Source organism: Gilvibacter sp. (assembly GCF_965601605.1).
Classification (GTDB): domain Bacteria; phylum Bacteroidota; class Bacteroidia; order Flavobacteriales; family Flavobacteriaceae; genus Gilvibacter.
The window spans coordinates 15,036-31,495 of the sequence record NZ_CBFCWJ010000038.1 but is presented as its reverse complement, the minus strand read 5'-3'; the positions used below and the strand labels follow the sequence as shown (position 1 = coordinate 31,495).

Sequence of the window (16,460 nt, the reverse complement as noted above, 5' to 3'; positions counted from 1 at the left end):
GGAATGGGCTTATATCTGACGCTCTTTGAGCCAGGTATGCAGTAGTTCGTTGAATCGATCCGGATGCTCCATCATGGCAGCGTGTCCGCATTTATCGATCCAATAAAGGTTCGAATCTGGCAGGAGCTCGTGGAATTCCTCGGCTACATTTGGTGGTGTAACGTTGTCATTCTTTCCCCAGATAATACAGGTTGGATTAGGCATATTGGGAAGATCCTTTGCCATATTGTGTCTGATGGCGCTCTTGGCAATAGCCAAAGTACGGATCAACTTATTGCGGTCATTTACCGTAGCGTAGACCTCGTCAACGATCTCTTTAGTAGCAACCTTTGGATCGTAAAATACATTCTCCGCTTTTTGCTTGATGTATTCGTAATCGCCACGCTTTGGATAGCTTTCTCCCATAGCGCTTTCATACAATCCAGAACTACCGGTAATGACCAATCCTTTGATTTTCTCTGGATAGAGTTTTGTGCACAACAGCCCGATGTGGCCTCCGAGTGAATTTCCTAAAAGAATAACCTGCTCATCTCCAATATGATCAATGAAATCAGAGACATAAACCGCCAATGTCTTGACATTGGTTTTTAGCAAGGGCATGGTATAAATAGGCAATTCCGGAATCAGGATTTTGTATCCAAAATCGGGGAAGTATTCAGTAACTGCCTCAAAGTTAGAAAGCCCTCCCATCAATCCGTGAAGGATAATTACCGGGGTCCCTTCTCCTTTCTCAAGGTAGCTGAATTTGCCTTCTTTTTTTAATTCGTGAGCCATTCGGTTGCTGCTAGTTGACTGTCGCAAATATAGGTAATATTCAGGGAATACATCGGAGGCTTGGTCGGTCTAAAATACAACTAATTACAAGGGCTTCAAAGCCCTTGAGTATCTCACAATAAACAGCCAAAGTTCTGCGTTCAAAATATTAAAAATCAAAGGTTTATGCGGGTTTCTACACTGGGGTGGTAAAACTTATCAACAATGTGGTAAAATGTGGTAAATTGTGGTAAAATATTGATATATTTGACCAACTAAACAAATTTTTCCGGGAAATCTCGTGCTCAATCTCATAGGAACATACGATTGTAAGGCAGACGTGAAAGGTCGCGTAATGGTCCCTGCTGGTTTGAAGAAGCAACTGTCTCCTTCACTGGCCGATGGCTTTGTGATCAAGCGTGCTGTGTTTCAGCCTTGTTTGGAGTTATATCCGATGAGCGAGTGGAATGCCTTGATGGATAAGATGAGTGGGCTCAATCGGTTCAATAGAAAGAACAATGATTTCATTCGTCGATTTACCGCAGGTGTTCGAACGGTAGAGCTGGACAGCACCGGAAGATTGTTGATCCCTAAAGACCTGATGCAATTTGCGGGTCTGTCAAAAGAAATTGTAATTGCTTCGGCCATCACAATAGTTGAGATCTGGGACAAAGCCAAGTATGAAACCGCGATTGCGGATGCAGCGAATGACTTTGCCGATCTGGCCGAAGAGGTAATGGGCGATACAGCGCATGATGTTGATGGAATATCATAAACCCGTTTTACTGGAAGAAACTGTAGCAGGACTTGATATCAAGCCGGCGGGAATTTATGTCGATGTAACTTTTGGAGGCGGTGGCCACTCGCGGGAGATTCTCAGCCGCTTGGATGAAAATGGCCGTTTGCTAGCTTTTGATCAAGATCCCGATGCTCAAGCCAACATCATAGATGATCCTCGTTTTACCCTAATTCCTGAAAATTTTAGATACCTCAAACGCTTCTTGCGTTTTCACGGGCATAAGCAAGTTGATGGCATCTTGGGAGATTTTGGAGTTTCTTCTCATCAGTTTGATCAAGCCGAGCGCGGATTCTCAACCCGTTTCAATGCGGAGTTGGATATGCGTATGAATCAAAAGGCTGGCCTTTCCGCTAAGGATTTGGTCAATGGTGCTTCTGAAGCTGAACTCACCCAAATACTCAGAAAGTATGGCGAGCTGCGTCCTGCAGCAGGCATGGCTCGATTGATCGTTGCACGCAGAGAACAAGGGGAGATAGCCGATACCCAAACGCTCAAAGAAACTCTGAAGCGATTCATTCCTCGCAATAAGGAACACAAAATTATGGCGCAGGTCTTTCAGGCTTTGCGTATAGCGGTAAACGATGAGTTAACTGCCTTGGAAGAATTCCTGATGCAGACCCAAGAGGTGTTAAAGCCAGGAGGTCGTCTTTCAGTGATCTCTTATCACTCCTTGGAGGATCGTTTGGTGAAGCGTTTTATGCGCAATGGAATGTTTGAGGGCGAGCCAGAGAAAGATGTCTTTGGGCGCGCTGAGGTGCCCTTCAAGCCTGTAGGTAAGTTCATCGTACCCTCCGCAGAAGAAATTGAACTCAATAACAGAGCGCGGTCTGCCAAGCTCAGAATCGCCGAAAAACTTTAAGGATGAAGGATAATATCTATCACATACTTAGGGGTAAATTTTTGGTGAGTGAAGACGCGCTAAAGAATTGGAAGTTCATCATTTTCTTGTCGTTTCTCGCCTTGATCATGATCGCGAGCTCGCACAGTGCGGACAAAAAAGTACACCGAATCGCGCAGCTTAATGATGAGGTCAAAGAACTCAAAAGTGAATATGTGGATGTGCGTATGAAATTGGCGCAGGCACGTATGGAATCTCGTGTATTGGCGAATTTGAAATCGCGCGGATTAGCTCCGTCAGAAACACCACCGACAAAAATTCAAATCAGCAGCGATGGCCGTTAAAGAAAAGAACATACTCAGCAGATTGTACTTCGTTGCCGGGGCTTTGTTCGTATTCGCCTTGCTGATCACGGTACAGCTCATTAAGATCCAATTTGTAGAAGGGGATCAGTATAGAGAGTTGGCTCAGGAGAACACTTTGAAGAATTTTGTGATCTCTGCCAATCGCGGAAATGTTTATGCGGATGACGGCAGTCTATTGGCTACTTCGGTTCCAAAGTATGAGATCCGATTTGATGCCGTGACCGTTTCCAATACGGTCTTTGAAGAAAACATAGTGCCACTTTCTAAGGAGTTGGCTAAAATGTTGGGTAAAACTCCAAATTACTATCAGCAGCGCTTGAGAAAAGCACGGGCTAATAAAAATCGCTATTTGCTCATTGCTCGTAACCTGGGCTATTCCGACTACGTGAAGATCAAAGGCTTTCCCATGTTTGAAAAGGGCCCTTTTAAAGGAGGGATCATTGTAGATCAAGATACACGACGTGAACATCCCTTGGGGCAGATCGGGAGCAGAACCATCGGTTATGAACGTACCGACGAAAACGGTTTCATCACGCGTATCGGCCTTGAAGGTGCTTACGGATCTTACCTCCGCGGGAAAGAAGGACGCCGCATGAAACAAAAGATCGCCAAGGGCCAATGGAAGCCACTCAGCGATGACAATGAAATTGAGCCGCAGGACGGATTTGATGTGGTGACTACCATCAATGTGAACATTCAAGACATTGCGCACCACGCCCTGCTGAAGCAATTGGAATATTATGAGGCTGAGCACGGATGTGTGATTGTTATGGATGTAGAAACCGGAGCTATCAAGGCAGTTTCAAATCTGGGTAGAACTTCCAAAGGGACTTACGCTGAATCCTACAATTATGCTATTGGAGAGGCGCACGAGCCTGGATCAACTTTTAAAGTGATGGCCTTTGCTGCGGCTTTAGAAGATCAAGTTATCGATACCTCTACTGTGGTTGAAACCGGTCGCGGTGTATATACTTTTTACGGAAGACGCATCCGCGATTCCAAAACAGGAGGATACGGAACTATCTCTGCTGCACGTGCCTTAGAAGTCTCTTCGAATATTGGATTGGCGCGCATTATTGATGAGAATTACAAAGATGATCCAGAGCGTTTCTTGCGTTATTTAGAAGGATGGAATCTGGATAAACCTATTGGGATCAGTATTCTTGGTGAAGGCGTTCCAGACATGCCAAAACCTGGGAAACCTAAATGGAGTAAAAATGCCTTGCCGTCTATGGCTTATGGTTATGGCTTAACGCTAACTCCACTGCAAACACTCACATTTTATAACGCCATCGCTAATGGTGGTGTCATGGTAAAGCCTCACTTTATCTCAGAAGTACGTACCTGGAATCGTGCCATAGAAACCTTTGAACCGGAAGTCCTAAATCCTGCCATTTGCTCCAAATCTACCATTGCTAAGGTGCAGGCGGTTCTTGAGAATGTGGTTAAACGCGGTACTGGAGACGGACTTTACAGCGAGTATTTCTCCATGGCTGGAAAGACCGGTACAGCTCAGACCGAATACTGGATGTCTGATTGGGAAGATGACAAGCGCTATATCTCTTCCTTTGCAGGCTACTTCCCTGCAGATCAGCCTAAGTATTCCTGTATTGTGATCATCCACAAACCGAGTACCAAAAAAGGGTACTACGGAGCTGATGTTTCAGGGCCAGTATTTAAACGTATCGCGCAGAAGATCTATACCGATGTGCCAGTGATGGATGAGGTCAATGAACTCAATGAGCCCAGCCAACAGGTCATGGGAGATTTTGAAAAGTATTATGCCATGGCGCAAAAGGCCGGCAGTCAAATGCCTAACGTAAAAGGTATGGCTGGTATGGACGCAGTGGCCCTTTTGGAAAACATGGGGCTGGAAGTGGTGCTGATCGGGAATGGAAATGTGATCCAACAATCGGTCAGTAGCGGAACAGCTCTAAGAGACGGACAAAAAATAACCCTGACATTATCGTGATCAAACTGAAGGATTTACTTTATAAGGTTTCACTCGATTCGGTTGTCGGGGGAACCGATGTCGCCGTAAATACCGTTGCCTTTGACTCGCGCAAAATTGGCTTGAATGATGTCTTTGTTGCCATCCGTGGAACACAAGTAGATGGTCACGATTATATCACCAAGGCTGCTCATGCTGGGGCCATTGCCATTGTTTGTGAAGAGATGCCTGCGGAAATTGTCAACGGAATAACTTATGCCGTTGTGGCTGATGCCAATGCAGCTTTGGCGCAAATTGCAGCGAATTATTATCAAGATCCTTCTCAGGAATTACAATTGGTTGGCGTTACTGGAACCAATGGTAAAACAACCATTGCAAGCTTACTCTATGATCTTTACCACAAGGCGGGTTATACCGTTGGACTTTTATCAACTGTGGTAGTTAAGGTTGGCCAGCAAGAATTCCCAGCCACGCATACTACGCCAGATCCATTGGCGATAAACGGCTATTTGCGACAAATGGTTGACGCCGGAGTTGATTATTGCTTTATGGAAGTTTCCAGTCACGGAATCCATCAGAAGCGTACAGAAGGACTACAATTTAAAGGCGGAATCTTCACAAACCTCACTCACGATCACCTGGACTATCACAATAGTTTTAAGGAGTATCGTGATGTGAAGAAAGCCTTTTTTGACCAGCTGCCTAAGGATGCCTTTGCCTTGACCAACTTAGACGACAAGAACGGTCGCTATATGTTGCAGAACACCAAGGCTAAAAAATATACCTATGCGCTAAAATCCATTGCTGATTACAAAGCGCAACTTCTGGAGCATCAATTCAGTGGGATGCTGCTTAAAATCAACAATTCAGAGATCTGGGTGAAGCTTATCGGAGAGTTTAATGCCTACAATTTGTTGGCTATTCATGCCACTGCAGATTTGTTAGGGATGGATGCTATGGAGAACCTGCAATTCTTGAGCGAATTGGAAAGTGTTTCAGGTCGATTCCAGTATTTCACCAATCCAGAACAAGTTACCGCAATTGTGGACTACGCGCACACTCCAGACGCATTGAAGAATGTTTTAGAGACCATCAATGCCATTAGAACCGGTAATGAGCAGCTCATTACGGTTGTGGGTTGTGGAGGCGATCGCGATCCTGATAAACGTCCTAAAATGGGCATGATCGCTGCGGCCATGAGTACTACGGCCATCTTTACGAGTGACAATCCGAGAAGTGAAGATCCGGATGTCATTATTGAGGCGATGGAAGAAGGAGTGGAGCCGCAACATTTTAAGCGAACCCTTTCCATTACAGACAGAAAACAAGCGATAAAAACGGCCTGTAAAATGGCCAATTCCAACGATATCATCCTCATTGCTGGAAAAGGGCATGAGGCTTACCAAGAGATCAAAGGCGAGCGCTTTGACTTTGACGATTATCAGATCATCCATCAACTACTAACCATCTAAGTCCGGAGTTTTATGCTGTATTATTTGTTCGAATATTTAGAAAACACATACAACCTTCCGGGGGCTGGTTTGTTTCAGTACCTCTCCTTTAGATCGGCCATGTCTGTGATCACGTCCTTGATCATCGCTACGGTCTTTGGAAAGCGTATCATCAATTTCCTCCGCAGAAAGCAAATCGGAGAAACGGTGAGAGATCTCGGATTGGCTGGGCAAAGTGAAAAGGCAGGAACCCCAACCATGGGTGGGATCATCATCATTTTGGCTACGCTAGTGCCAGTACTTCTCTTTACGCGTTTAGAAAATATCTATGTGATCCTGCTGATCATCACCACTTTATGGATGGGAATGATTGGTTTCTTAGACGATTACATCAAAACCTTTAAGAAGGACAAGGGTGGGCTTCCTGGGAAGTTTAAGGTCTTCGGGCAAGTAGTTTTAGGTGTGGCCGTTGGCTGTACACTGTATTTCCACGACGGGGTGACCATCAAGGAAAAAATTGAGCTGGAAACCGAGAATCAAACTACGCTAGTTAGATCCGTAGGAGAAGAGATTAAATCCACCAAGACCACCATTCCATTTGTCCCCAATAACGAATTTGAATACTCCGATCTGCTTACATGGATGGGAGATGATTACGCAAAGTATACCTGGTTACTCTTTATTCCGATCGTGATCTTAATCATTACTGCGGTATCTAACGGAGCCAATCTCACCGATGGTGTAGATGGTCTGGCGGCAGGGACATCGGCCATAATTGTGCTTACCCTGGGCATATTTGCTTGGGTTTCTGGCAACATCATTTTCTCTGATTATCTGGACATCATGTACATCCCAAGAACGGGAGAGATCGCGGTGTTCATCAGTGCCTTTGTTGGAGCACTGATAGGATTCCTATGGTATAACGCTTATCCCGCTCAAGTCTTTATGGGCGATACGGGCAGTTTGACCATTGGTGGAATCATAGCGGTGATTGCCATCACCATTAGAAAAGAATGGTTAATACCAATTCTCTGTGGAATCTTCTTGATAGAAAATCTTTCAGTGATTATGCAGGTGAGTTGGTTTAAGTATACCAAGAAGAAGTTCGGTGAAGGCCGAAGGATCTTTAGAATGTCTCCTTTACACCATCATTATCAGGTTAAGGGAATGCATGAAAGTAAAATAGTAACGCGCTTTTGGATTGTTGGGATATTCCTGGCAATTCTAGCGATAGTCACTTTAAAGATCCGTTAATGAATTTGGTAGTGCTGGGAGCCGGTGAAAGCGGCCTAGGTGCTGCCTTGCTTGGAAAAGCAAAGGGTTGGACGGTTTTTGTGTCTGATTTTGGACAAATAGACCCCACGACCCAAAACGTTCTTAAAAATCATGAAATCGAATGGGAGATGGGCGGCCATAGTGAGGCCAAACTGACCCAAGCAGATCTAGTAGTAAAAAGCCCGGGAATTCCTGAGCAAGCTCCTCCGATTCAACTATTGAGAAAACATCAAATAGCAGTGATCTCAGAGATTGAATTTGCGGCGCGCTATACCGATAAACCTCTTGTTGCCATCACAGGTAGTAATGGGAAGACCACTACAACAGCCTTGACGCATTTTTTGCTCAAAGACGGTGGTTTGAACGCCGCTATGGGTGGGAACATTGGGAACAGTTTTGCAGGCTTGTTGTTAGAAGCGCCAGCCAGTCATTATGTATTGGAGGTGAGCAGTTTTCAGTTGGATGATATTGTGGAATTTAAACCGCACATCGCTGTGATCACTAACATCACCCCAGATCATTTGGATCGCTATGGATACAGCTTTGAGGCTTATCGCGATGCGAAATTCAAGATCAGTGAGAATCAAACAGCTGCTGATTATTTGATCTATGACGGAGACGATCCCAACATAGCTGCAGGTATGCAAGACCACACCATTCGAGCTCAAAAATTGCCTTTTTCATTGGAAAAGCCAGTGGATCAAGGCGCATATATAGAAGAAGATAACATAGTAATTACAATAGCAAATAACCAAATTAAGATGCCAATAGCCTCATTAGGATTACAAGGACAACACAATTTAAAGAATGCCATGGCCGCTGCCACTGTAGCGACCTTATTGGACATTCGCAAAGAGACCATTCGGAATTCTTTGGAACACTTTCAAGGGGTGGAGCATCGCTTGGAATCGGTTTTGAAGATCAATAATGTACAGTACATTAACGATTCAAAAGCCACAAACGTTAATGCAACCTACTACGCTTTGGAGAGCATGGAAACACCAACAGTGTGGATTGTTGGAGGTGTAGATAAAGGCAACGATTACACAGAGTTGCTTCCGCTTATCAACGAAAAAGTGAAGGCGGTGATCTGCTTAGGTGTTGATAACACCAAGCTTATTGAAAGCTTCGGAAATGTAGTGGATCTATTAGTAGAAACCACCAGCATGAATGATGCTGTCAATGTCGCTTATCACATTGCTGAACGTGGAGATACGGTATTGCTCTCGCCGGCTTGTGCCAGTTTTGACCTATTTAAAAATTATGAAGATCGCGGACGTCAGTTTAAAGAAGCTGTTCGCAAATTATAATCCATGAAATTTTTCACCAACATAAAAGGAGATAGAGCTATTTGGGCGGTTGCCGCACTTTTGGCTTTGTTTTCGTTCCTTCCTGTTTACAGTGCCAGTAGTAATTTGGCCTATTTGTACGGGGATGGGAACACCTTTAAATATTTGGTGAAACACTTTGCACACCTCATGCTTGGTTTTGCTATCCTTTATGGGGTGCACAGAATACCCTATCGCTATTTCAGAGGCTTGTCTATTATTGCGCTTCCGGTGGTCTTTTTGCTATTGATCATTACCCTGGCTGAGGGTACAACCATTGAAGGAGCCAATGCCAGCCGCTGGATCCGTATTCCTTTTGTGGGTGTGACCTTTCAAACCTCCACCTTGGCAGCGGTGGTTCTGCTTACCTATGTGGCGCGATATTTATCTAAGATCAAAGATGAAAAGATCAGTTTTAAGGCTTCCATAGTGCCGCTTTGGTTACCCGTATTTATTGTGTTGCTGCTGATCTTACCAGCTAACTTTTCTACTACGGCTATCATTTTTGCTATGGTGGTACTCCTGGTATTCTTAGGAGGATACCCATTACAGTATCTCGGCATTATTCTCATAGCGGGCGCCTTGTTTTTAAGCCTGTTTATTATGTCTGCCAAAGCGTTTCCGGACATGTTCCCAAACCGTGTGGATACTTGGATCAGCCGTATTGATAACTTTTTAGACGATACTCCAGATAAAGAAGCCGACTATCAGATTGAAAAATCAAAAATGGGCATCGCTACCGGAGGTCTGTTTGGCGTTGGTGCCGGACACGGGGTTCAAAAGAATTTCTTGCCGCAATCTTCTTCGGATTTTATCTATGCCGTAATTGTAGAAGAATGGGGGCTTGTAGGTGGCTTGTCTATCATGTTGCTGTATATGCTGCTGCTCTTTAGGTTGGTAGTGGTTGCTCATAAAGCCGATTCTGTTTTTGGAAAGCTATTAGTCATCGGCGTTGGACTACCCATAGTCTTTCAAGCCCTGACCAATATGGCCGTTGCCGTTGAACTTTTTCCAGTAACAGGACAAACCTTACCGCTGATCAGTAGTGGAGGAACTTCCATTTGGATGACCTGCTTGGCCTTGGGAATGATCTTAAGTGTAAGTGCCAAGCGCGAGGAGATTCGCAAGTACTCTGACGAATCCGAAGAAACCGATAACCCTTTAGATATTCTAAGTGAAGCCATTTAAGTTCATCATATCAGGAGGAGGAACCGGAGGACATATCTATCCGGCCATTGCCATTGCCAATGCGCTCAAAGAAAAATACCCGAATGCGGAGTTTCTTTTTGTAGGTGCTAAGGATCGGATGGAAATGCAAAAAGTGCCAAAGGCTGGTTATAAAATCGTAGGCTTGTCTATTCAAGGATTGCAGCGCAAGGTCTCTTTGAAGAATTTAAAATTCCCCTTCAAGTTGCTCGCCAGTTTGAGAAAATCGGCCAAAATCATCAAGGATTTTAAACCCGATGTAGCCATTGGGACCGGAGGTTATGCCAGCGCACCGCTCTTGCGTGTGGCTAGCAATAAAGGTGTGTCCTGTCTGATCCAAGAACAGAATGCACATGCGGGAATTACCAACAAATGGATCGCCTCTAAGGCCAAGACCATTTGTGTAGCATACGCAGGAATGGAAAACCAGTTTCCCAAGGAAAAAATTGTCTTCACAGGGAACCCGGTACGTCAAGATCTGATCGATCTCAAAGTGGATAAGGCAACTGCCTTGAAGCACTTTGGTCTTGAAGCTGATAAACCAGTTTTGTTGGTGTTGGGAGGAAGCCTTGGAGCGCGGAAGATCAACAATTTGATCCATGCGCATCTACCACTTTTCAAGGCAGAAGAGGTCCAGGTGATCTGGCAGTGTGGAAGCCTGTACTACGAAGAATTCAAAACCAACAACAGTGCACGCGTCATTGTCAAAGATTTTATTTATGCCATGGATATGGCTTATGCTGCTGCGGATATGATCGTTTCTAGAGCTGGAGCCCTATCGGTTTCGGAACTCTGCTTGGTGGGTAAGCCGGTGATCTTCATTCCATCACCGAACGTAGCTGAAGATCATCAGAATAAAAATGCAGCTTCCATTGCTGCAGAAGACGCCTGTGTCTTTTTGAGAGAATCAGAAGCGGATCTGCATTTTGCCGATGCCTTTAAAGACTTGCTCGCCGATGCGGATAAACAGCGTCGTTTGGGTGAGAATATTAAAAAATTAGCCAAGCCTCATGCAACGGATGCCATAGTTGCAGAGGTAGCCAAACTCCTAATTGAAAAGCAACTGTGAGCGGAGTTTTTAAAGATATAGCACGCGTTTATTTCATCGGTATCGGTGGAATTGGAATGAGCGCCTTAGCGCGTTATTTTAAGGCGCGTGGATTTGCTGTGGCCGGCTATGATAAAACCAGAACAACACTAACCGATTCCTTGGCGGAACTCGGAATAAAAATCACATCCAGCGACCAACTTGATGCCATTCCAGAAGGTTTTGAACAAACCGACACGCTAGTGGTCTATACGCCTGCCATTCCCCAACAGCACGACCAACTTCAATTTTTTAGTACTGGAGTGCATCAAATCCACAAACGTGCTGTGGTATTGGGTATGATCACTAGAGACAGTAAATCCTTAGCCGTTGCGGGAACGCATGGCAAGACAACCACCTCTGCCATTTTAGGGCATTTGTTGGCCAGTTGCGATATGCCAGTAACTGCCTTTTTAGGTGGAATTGCTGAGAATTACGATTCCAACTATATCTCCAAAGGAGAGCAGATCACCGTGGTAGAAGCTGATGAATTTGATCGGTCCTTTTTGCAGCTGAGTCCAACAGTAGCTTGTGTTACCGCCATGGATGCAGACCATTTAGACATCTACGGCTCTGCAGAAGAATTAGAAAAGACCTTTAAGGAGTTTGCGGCCTTAGTGCCGGACTCCAAATTAGTTTTACACCCTAAAGGGCTTCCGCTCTCTGGCACTACTGTGGGCATAGAGGACGGGGCCGACTATGAGGCCAAAAATATCCGCGTTGAGGACGGGGCTTATACCTTCGACTTAAAAACGCCTCGTGGTGAATTACAGGCGCTCCGATTTTCATTGCCGGGGCACCACAATTTGCTCAATGCGATTACCGCTTTGGGTATGGCAATTTCAATAGGTACCCCAACCGATTGCCTGCCCAAAGCGTTATTTGAGTTCAAGGGTGTAAGGCGCAGATTCTCCTTTGCCTATCGGGATGACAATCGGGTGGTAATTGATGACTATGCGCATCATCCCACAGAGATCAATGCGGTGTATCAGGCAGTAAGCGAGTTCTATCCGCAGCAAAAAAAGTTAGTAGTATTTCAACCGCATCTCTACAGCAGAACCCGAGATTTTTTAGCTGGTTTTGCGCAGAGTTTGGGGCAGTTCGATGAGCTGCTTTTGCTGGATATTTATCCGGCTAGAGAATTGCCAATAGAAGGGGTGAATTCTCAAGCACTTTTAGATGCGATTGATCATCCAAAAAAGCGCTTGGTTAGCAAAATTGACCTCCCGGAACTGATTGAAAAAAGTGCTTGTGAAGTGATCTTGATCCTCGGAGCTGGAGATATTGGAGTTGAAGTTAAAAACATAAGTCGTCATTTGCATGCGAACTAAATTGTGGAACATAGGACGAATGATCTTTGTTATCCTTTTGATAGCAGTGGTTTACGCGTTTTCTAACCAAAGGAATTCCGCTAGAAATTTGAGTGCTGTTGACGTTAGTTTTCGAGACCGTAGTACTGCTTTGATAACTGAAGCTATGGTTAATAAATTGTTAATACAAAAAGCAGACAGCCTAGCCGCTGTAGATAAAGATATAATAGATTTGAATGCATTAGAAGGTCGTTTAAACAGCCATCCTATGATCCGAAATGCTGATGTTTTTCTCTCTTTGGATGGTGTACTTGGAGCACGCGTAACACAAAGAAGGCCTATCGCCCGAGTGGCGTCCAATCCGTCTTATTACATCGACGATGAAGGTAACAAAATGCCCCTATCCCGAGTTCATTCCTTACGAGTGCCTTTGGTGAGCGGTGTTTCCGAGGACAATCTAGCACCTGTAACTCATGTGTTGAAGGAGATCTTAGCGGATCCGTTTATGGTGCAGCATATCGTGGCTGTGGAGCAGCAGCGAGATTCGACCCTGATCATGCGTGTGCGAACCTATGATTTTAAGATTTTACTGGGAGAGCCAGTAAATATCAAACGGAAGTTTCAAAATTTTAAAGCGTTCTATCAGAAAACAGTCAAAGATGGAACTCTCGGTAATTACCAACTGGTCAACCTGATGATGGATCACCAGGTGGTAGCCACAAAAAAGTAGTTTATGGAACAGCAAACTATTGCAGTAGGACTAGACATTGGAACCACGAAAATCGTGGCCATGATCGGGCGAACCAATGAGTACGGCAAAATGGAAATTCTCGGTATTGGGAAATCCAAAAGCCTTGGGGTGCATCGTGGGGTGGTGAATAATATCACGCAAACCATCCAATCCATTCAACAGGCCGTTCAAGAGGCAGAAAGCTCATCGGGAATGAAGATCGCCGATGTTGTTGTGGGGATTGCAGGGCAACACATCCGCAGCTTACAACACAGCGATTATATCACCCGTCCCAACAGTGACGAGGTGATCGGTGAAGACGATATTGACACTCTGTGCAACCAAGTGCACAAATTGGTCATGCTTCCTGGGGAGGAGATCATTCACGTTCTGCCGCAAGACTTCAAAGTGGACGGGCAGGCAGAGATCAAAGAACCTATTGGGATGTATGGTGGACGTTTGGAGGCCAACTTCCATGTAGTGGTTGGACAGGTTTCTTCCATAAGAAATATTGGTCGTTGTGTAAAGAGCGCAGGCTTAGCTTTGGGTGGAATCACCTTGGAGCCATTAGCTTCTGCCAATGCTGTTTTGAGCATGGAGGAGAAAGAAGCTGGAGTTGCTTTGATTGACATAGGTGGTGGTACTACAGATCTTGCCATTTTCAAGGATGGCATCATTCGTCATACCGCAGTTATTCCTTTTGGAGGTAACGTGATCACAGAAGATATCAAAGAAGGCTGTTCTATCATTGAGAAACAAGCGGAGCTGTTGAAGATCCGTTTTGGATCGGCTTGGCCGGGAGAAAACAAGGACAACGAGATTGTTTCCATTCCTGGTCTACGCGGTCGTGAGCCCAAAGAGATCACCTTGAAAAACCTCTCAAAGATCATTCACGCAAGAGTGGTAGAGATCATTGAGCAAGTGTATCTGGAGATCAAGAATTACGGCCACGAAGAGCAAAAGAAAAAATTGATCGCGGGTATTGTACTCACTGGTGGAGGATCGCAACTCAAGCACCTTAAGCAATTGGTGGAATACATTACCGGCATGGATACGCGTATTGGGTATCCGAATGAACATTTGGCTGGGGACAGCGATAGCGAGACCACAAGTCCGTTATACGCTACCGCCGTTGGATTGGTACTCAACAGCCTAGAAACGCAAAGTAGAAATGAAGGGCAGGCTTCTGTTGAAGTAGCATCAGAAGAGACAGAGGAAGCCCCTGAACATATTGAAGAACCCCAGAACGATCAAATGCCCAAAGAGCGCAAGCGCTTTTTTGATAAATGGGCTGAGAAGTTCAAAGACTTTTTAGACAACGCTGAATAGCAGAAATCTCACAAAAAACGAACTATGAGCAGTAGTAATAACGAATTCGACAACATCGCGTTTGATTTACCCAAGAATCAATCGAACGTCATCAAGGTGATCGGTGTTGGTGGTGGTGGAAGTAACGCCATCAATCACATGTTCCAACAAGGGATCAAAGGAGTTGACTTTGTGATCTGTAATACGGACAGTCAGGCGCTGGAGAATAGCCCTGTCCCTATTAAGATCCAACTCGGTGTGACCTTGACGGAAGGACTCGGTGCTGGAGCAAACCCGATCATCGGGGAGCAAAGCGCCATGGAAAGTATGCAAGACATTCAGGCCATGCTTTCAACCCACACTAAGATGGTCTTTATCACAGCAGGAATGGGCGGCGGTACCGGAACTGGTGCAGCCCCGATTATTGCCAAAATGGCCAAGGAAATGGATATCCTTACTGTAGGTATTGTGACTATTCCGTTCCAGTTTGAAGGAAAAATGAGAAATGATCAAGCCCAAATTGGGGTTGAGAATCTGCGCAGAAACGTGGACTCTTTGATCGTAATCAATAACAATAAATTGCGCGAGGTTTATGGGAACCTCGGGTTTAAGGCCGGATTCTCTAAGGCCGATGAGGTATTAGCCACAGCTGCTCGTGGTATTGCCGAAGTAATTACCCACCACTATACCCAAAACATTGACTTGCGCGATGCGAAGACTGTTTTGGCCGATAGCGGAACTGCCATTATGGGAAGCGCTCAGGCTGCAGGTGCTAATCGTGCGCATGAAGCGATTACCAAAGCCTTGGATTCTCCATTGCTCAATGATAATAAGATCACCGGTGCTAAGAACGTGTTATTGCTGATCGTTTCCGGTCAGGAAGAGATCACTATTGATGAGATTGGTGAGATCAGTGACTACATCCAAACAGAGGCAGGGCATTCTGCCAACATCATTATGGGTGTGGGAGAGGATCAAAGTTTGGACGGTGCTATTGCGATCACCGTGATTGCTACAGGCTTTAATGCTGAACAGCAGAACGAGATCGTCAATACAGAAACCAAGCGTATTGTCCATACTTTAGAAGAAGATCAAGTAGCACAGCAAGTACTTGAAGATCGCACGGATACCACAGTGAGTGGTCCGCTTATTACAGAGCCTGAGGTTGTAAAAGAGCCAGCTCCGGAGCCGATCATCAAACACACCTTATTTGAAGAAGAGGAAACTCCAGAGTTGCCTTTTGAAGGATATATTGAAACTACCGCCCTACTAAAGGAGATTCCGGTGGTTTATGACGAGGTGGATATCCACCATATTGCCGAGTTTGAGCAAGTGGTGATTAACGCCATGGAAGTTCACGATTTTGAGATTGTAGAAGCCGAGACAGAAGTAGTTAAGCCAGAGGTAGAGGAAGACGTGGTAGAAGAGCAAGAGCAAATGTTAATGTTCGATCTGCCGTTGTCTGAGACTCCTGAGGAAGAAGTTGCTCAACCAGCAGCAGAATTATCTGAAGAGCCTGTGCTGAGAAAGCCCATTGAAGAAATTGAAGTCAATGAGGCTATTGAAGTGGTTCCGGTAACTGAATTTACTCAAGAAGGAGTGAAGCGTTACAGCTTGGATGATTACCAAGAAATGGAGACTGCTTTGACAGCGGCTAAGGCAGAACCAGAGGTTTTGGATGAAGAGTTGGTGATGGAAAAGAAGGTTGTTGAAACTGCGCCTCAAACAGAAATAGAGGAGGAGGAAGAAGGCGATCCAATGAACAGCCCGATCTCTAAGATCTTAAAAGACAGAACTGAGGAGCGCAAGCGCAAGCTAAAAGAGTTCAACTACAAGTTTAGAAACAGCGCTTCTAAGATCGACGATATTGAAAAGCAACCTGCCTATAAGCGCATGGGTATAGAATTGGAAGATGCGGATACTTCAGAGTCTGATATTTCCCGCACTACGGTCAATTTAGATGACGACGATGTCTCGTTGAGAAACAACAATTCCTTCTTGCACGACAACGTCGACTAAGATTTTTTGTTTAGTGTTACATTTCCCGTAAGCCCGAAAG

General features: G+C 45.0%; 14 protein-coding genes. 13 read left to right on the top strand and 1 reads right to left on the bottom strand.

Annotated elements, in window-relative coordinates:
- Positions 1-9: 9 nt before the first annotated feature.
- Positions 10-774 (bottom strand): alpha/beta fold hydrolase, encoded by a 765-nt coding sequence (locus tag ACSLP7_RS10900; RefSeq protein WP_435579327.1) that lies wholly within the window; start codon positions 772-774, stop codon positions 10-12.
- 280 nt (positions 775-1,054) lie between these two features.
- Between ACSLP7_RS10900 and mraZ the strand changes: the two genes are divergently transcribed.
- The 13 genes from mraZ (at position 1,055) to ftsZ (ending at position 16,420) form a co-directional block, all read left to right on the top strand.
- Positions 1,055-1,528, top strand: a complete 474-nt coding sequence (gene mraZ / locus ACSLP7_RS10895; protein WP_291187976.1) for a division/cell wall cluster transcriptional repressor MraZ — start codon at positions 1,055-1,057, stop codon at positions 1,526-1,528.
- On the top strand, positions 1,515-2,411 hold the full coding sequence (rsmH, locus tag ACSLP7_RS10890) for a 16S rRNA (cytosine(1402)-N(4))-methyltransferase RsmH (RefSeq protein WP_435579326.1): 897 nt from the start codon (positions 1,515-1,517) through the stop codon (positions 2,409-2,411). The genes mraZ and rsmH overlap by 14 nt, the downstream gene beginning before the upstream one ends.
- Before the next feature lie 2 nt (positions 2,412-2,413).
- Complete coding sequence (locus ACSLP7_RS10885) at positions 2,414-2,734, top strand: FtsL-like putative cell division protein (RefSeq protein WP_435579325.1); 321 nt, start codon at positions 2,414-2,416, stop codon at positions 2,732-2,734.
- Positions 2,724-4,727 carry a penicillin-binding protein gene (locus ACSLP7_RS10880; protein WP_435579324.1) on the top strand — a complete coding sequence of 668 codons (2,004 nt, stop codon included), beginning with the start codon at positions 2,724-2,726 and terminating at the stop codon, positions 4,725-4,727. Before ACSLP7_RS10885 ends, ACSLP7_RS10880 begins: the two co-directional genes overlap by 11 nt.
- The gene (locus ACSLP7_RS10875; protein WP_435579323.1) at positions 4,724-6,178 is read left to right on the top strand and encodes a UDP-N-acetylmuramoyl-L-alanyl-D-glutamate--2,6-diaminopimelate ligase; all 1,455 of its coding nucleotides are present in this window, start codon (positions 4,724-4,726) and stop codon (positions 6,176-6,178) included. Before ACSLP7_RS10880 ends, ACSLP7_RS10875 begins: the two co-directional genes overlap by 4 nt.
- Positions 6,179-6,190: 12 nt before the next feature.
- Positions 6,191-7,411, top strand: a complete 1,221-nt coding sequence (gene mraY, locus ACSLP7_RS10870; RefSeq protein WP_435579322.1) for a phospho-N-acetylmuramoyl-pentapeptide-transferase — start codon at positions 6,191-6,193, stop codon at positions 7,409-7,411.
- On the top strand, positions 7,411-8,742 hold the full coding sequence (gene murD, locus ACSLP7_RS10865) for a UDP-N-acetylmuramoyl-L-alanine--D-glutamate ligase (protein WP_435579321.1): 1,332 nt from the start codon (positions 7,411-7,413) through the stop codon (positions 8,740-8,742). Before mraY ends, murD begins: the two co-directional genes overlap by 1 nt.
- 3 nt (positions 8,743-8,745) lie before the next feature.
- The gene (locus ACSLP7_RS10860) at positions 8,746-9,948 is read left to right on the top strand and encodes an FtsW/RodA/SpoVE family cell cycle protein (protein ID WP_435579320.1); all 1,203 of its coding nucleotides are present in this window, start codon (positions 8,746-8,748) and stop codon (positions 9,946-9,948) included.
- Positions 9,935-11,035 (top strand): undecaprenyldiphospho-muramoylpentapeptide beta-N-acetylglucosaminyltransferase, encoded by a 1,101-nt coding sequence (gene murG, locus ACSLP7_RS10855; protein WP_435579319.1) that lies wholly within the window; start codon positions 9,935-9,937, stop codon positions 11,033-11,035. Before ACSLP7_RS10860 ends, murG begins: the two co-directional genes overlap by 14 nt.
- Positions 11,032-12,384: a UDP-N-acetylmuramate--L-alanine ligase gene (murC, locus tag ACSLP7_RS10850; protein ID WP_435579318.1), complete on the top strand. Its 1,353-nt coding sequence runs from the start codon at positions 11,032-11,034 to the stop codon at positions 12,382-12,384. The genes murG and murC overlap by 4 nt, the downstream gene beginning before the upstream one ends.
- Positions 12,385-12,529: 145 nt before the next feature.
- Entirely contained in the window at positions 12,530-13,093 is a 564-nt protein-coding gene (locus tag ACSLP7_RS10845) for a cell division protein FtsQ/DivIB (RefSeq protein ID WP_435579317.1), read from the top strand.
- Positions 13,094-13,096: 3 nt separating this feature from the next.
- Positions 13,097-14,422 (top strand): cell division protein FtsA, encoded by a 1,326-nt coding sequence (gene ftsA / locus ACSLP7_RS10840; RefSeq protein WP_435579316.1) that lies wholly within the window; start codon positions 13,097-13,099, stop codon positions 14,420-14,422.
- A gap of 24 nt (positions 14,423-14,446) precedes the next feature.
- Positions 14,447-16,420: a cell division protein FtsZ gene (ftsZ, locus tag ACSLP7_RS10835; RefSeq protein WP_435579315.1), complete on the top strand. Its 1,974-nt coding sequence runs from the start codon at positions 14,447-14,449 to the stop codon at positions 16,418-16,420.
- Positions 16,421-16,460: the final 40 nt, after the last annotated feature.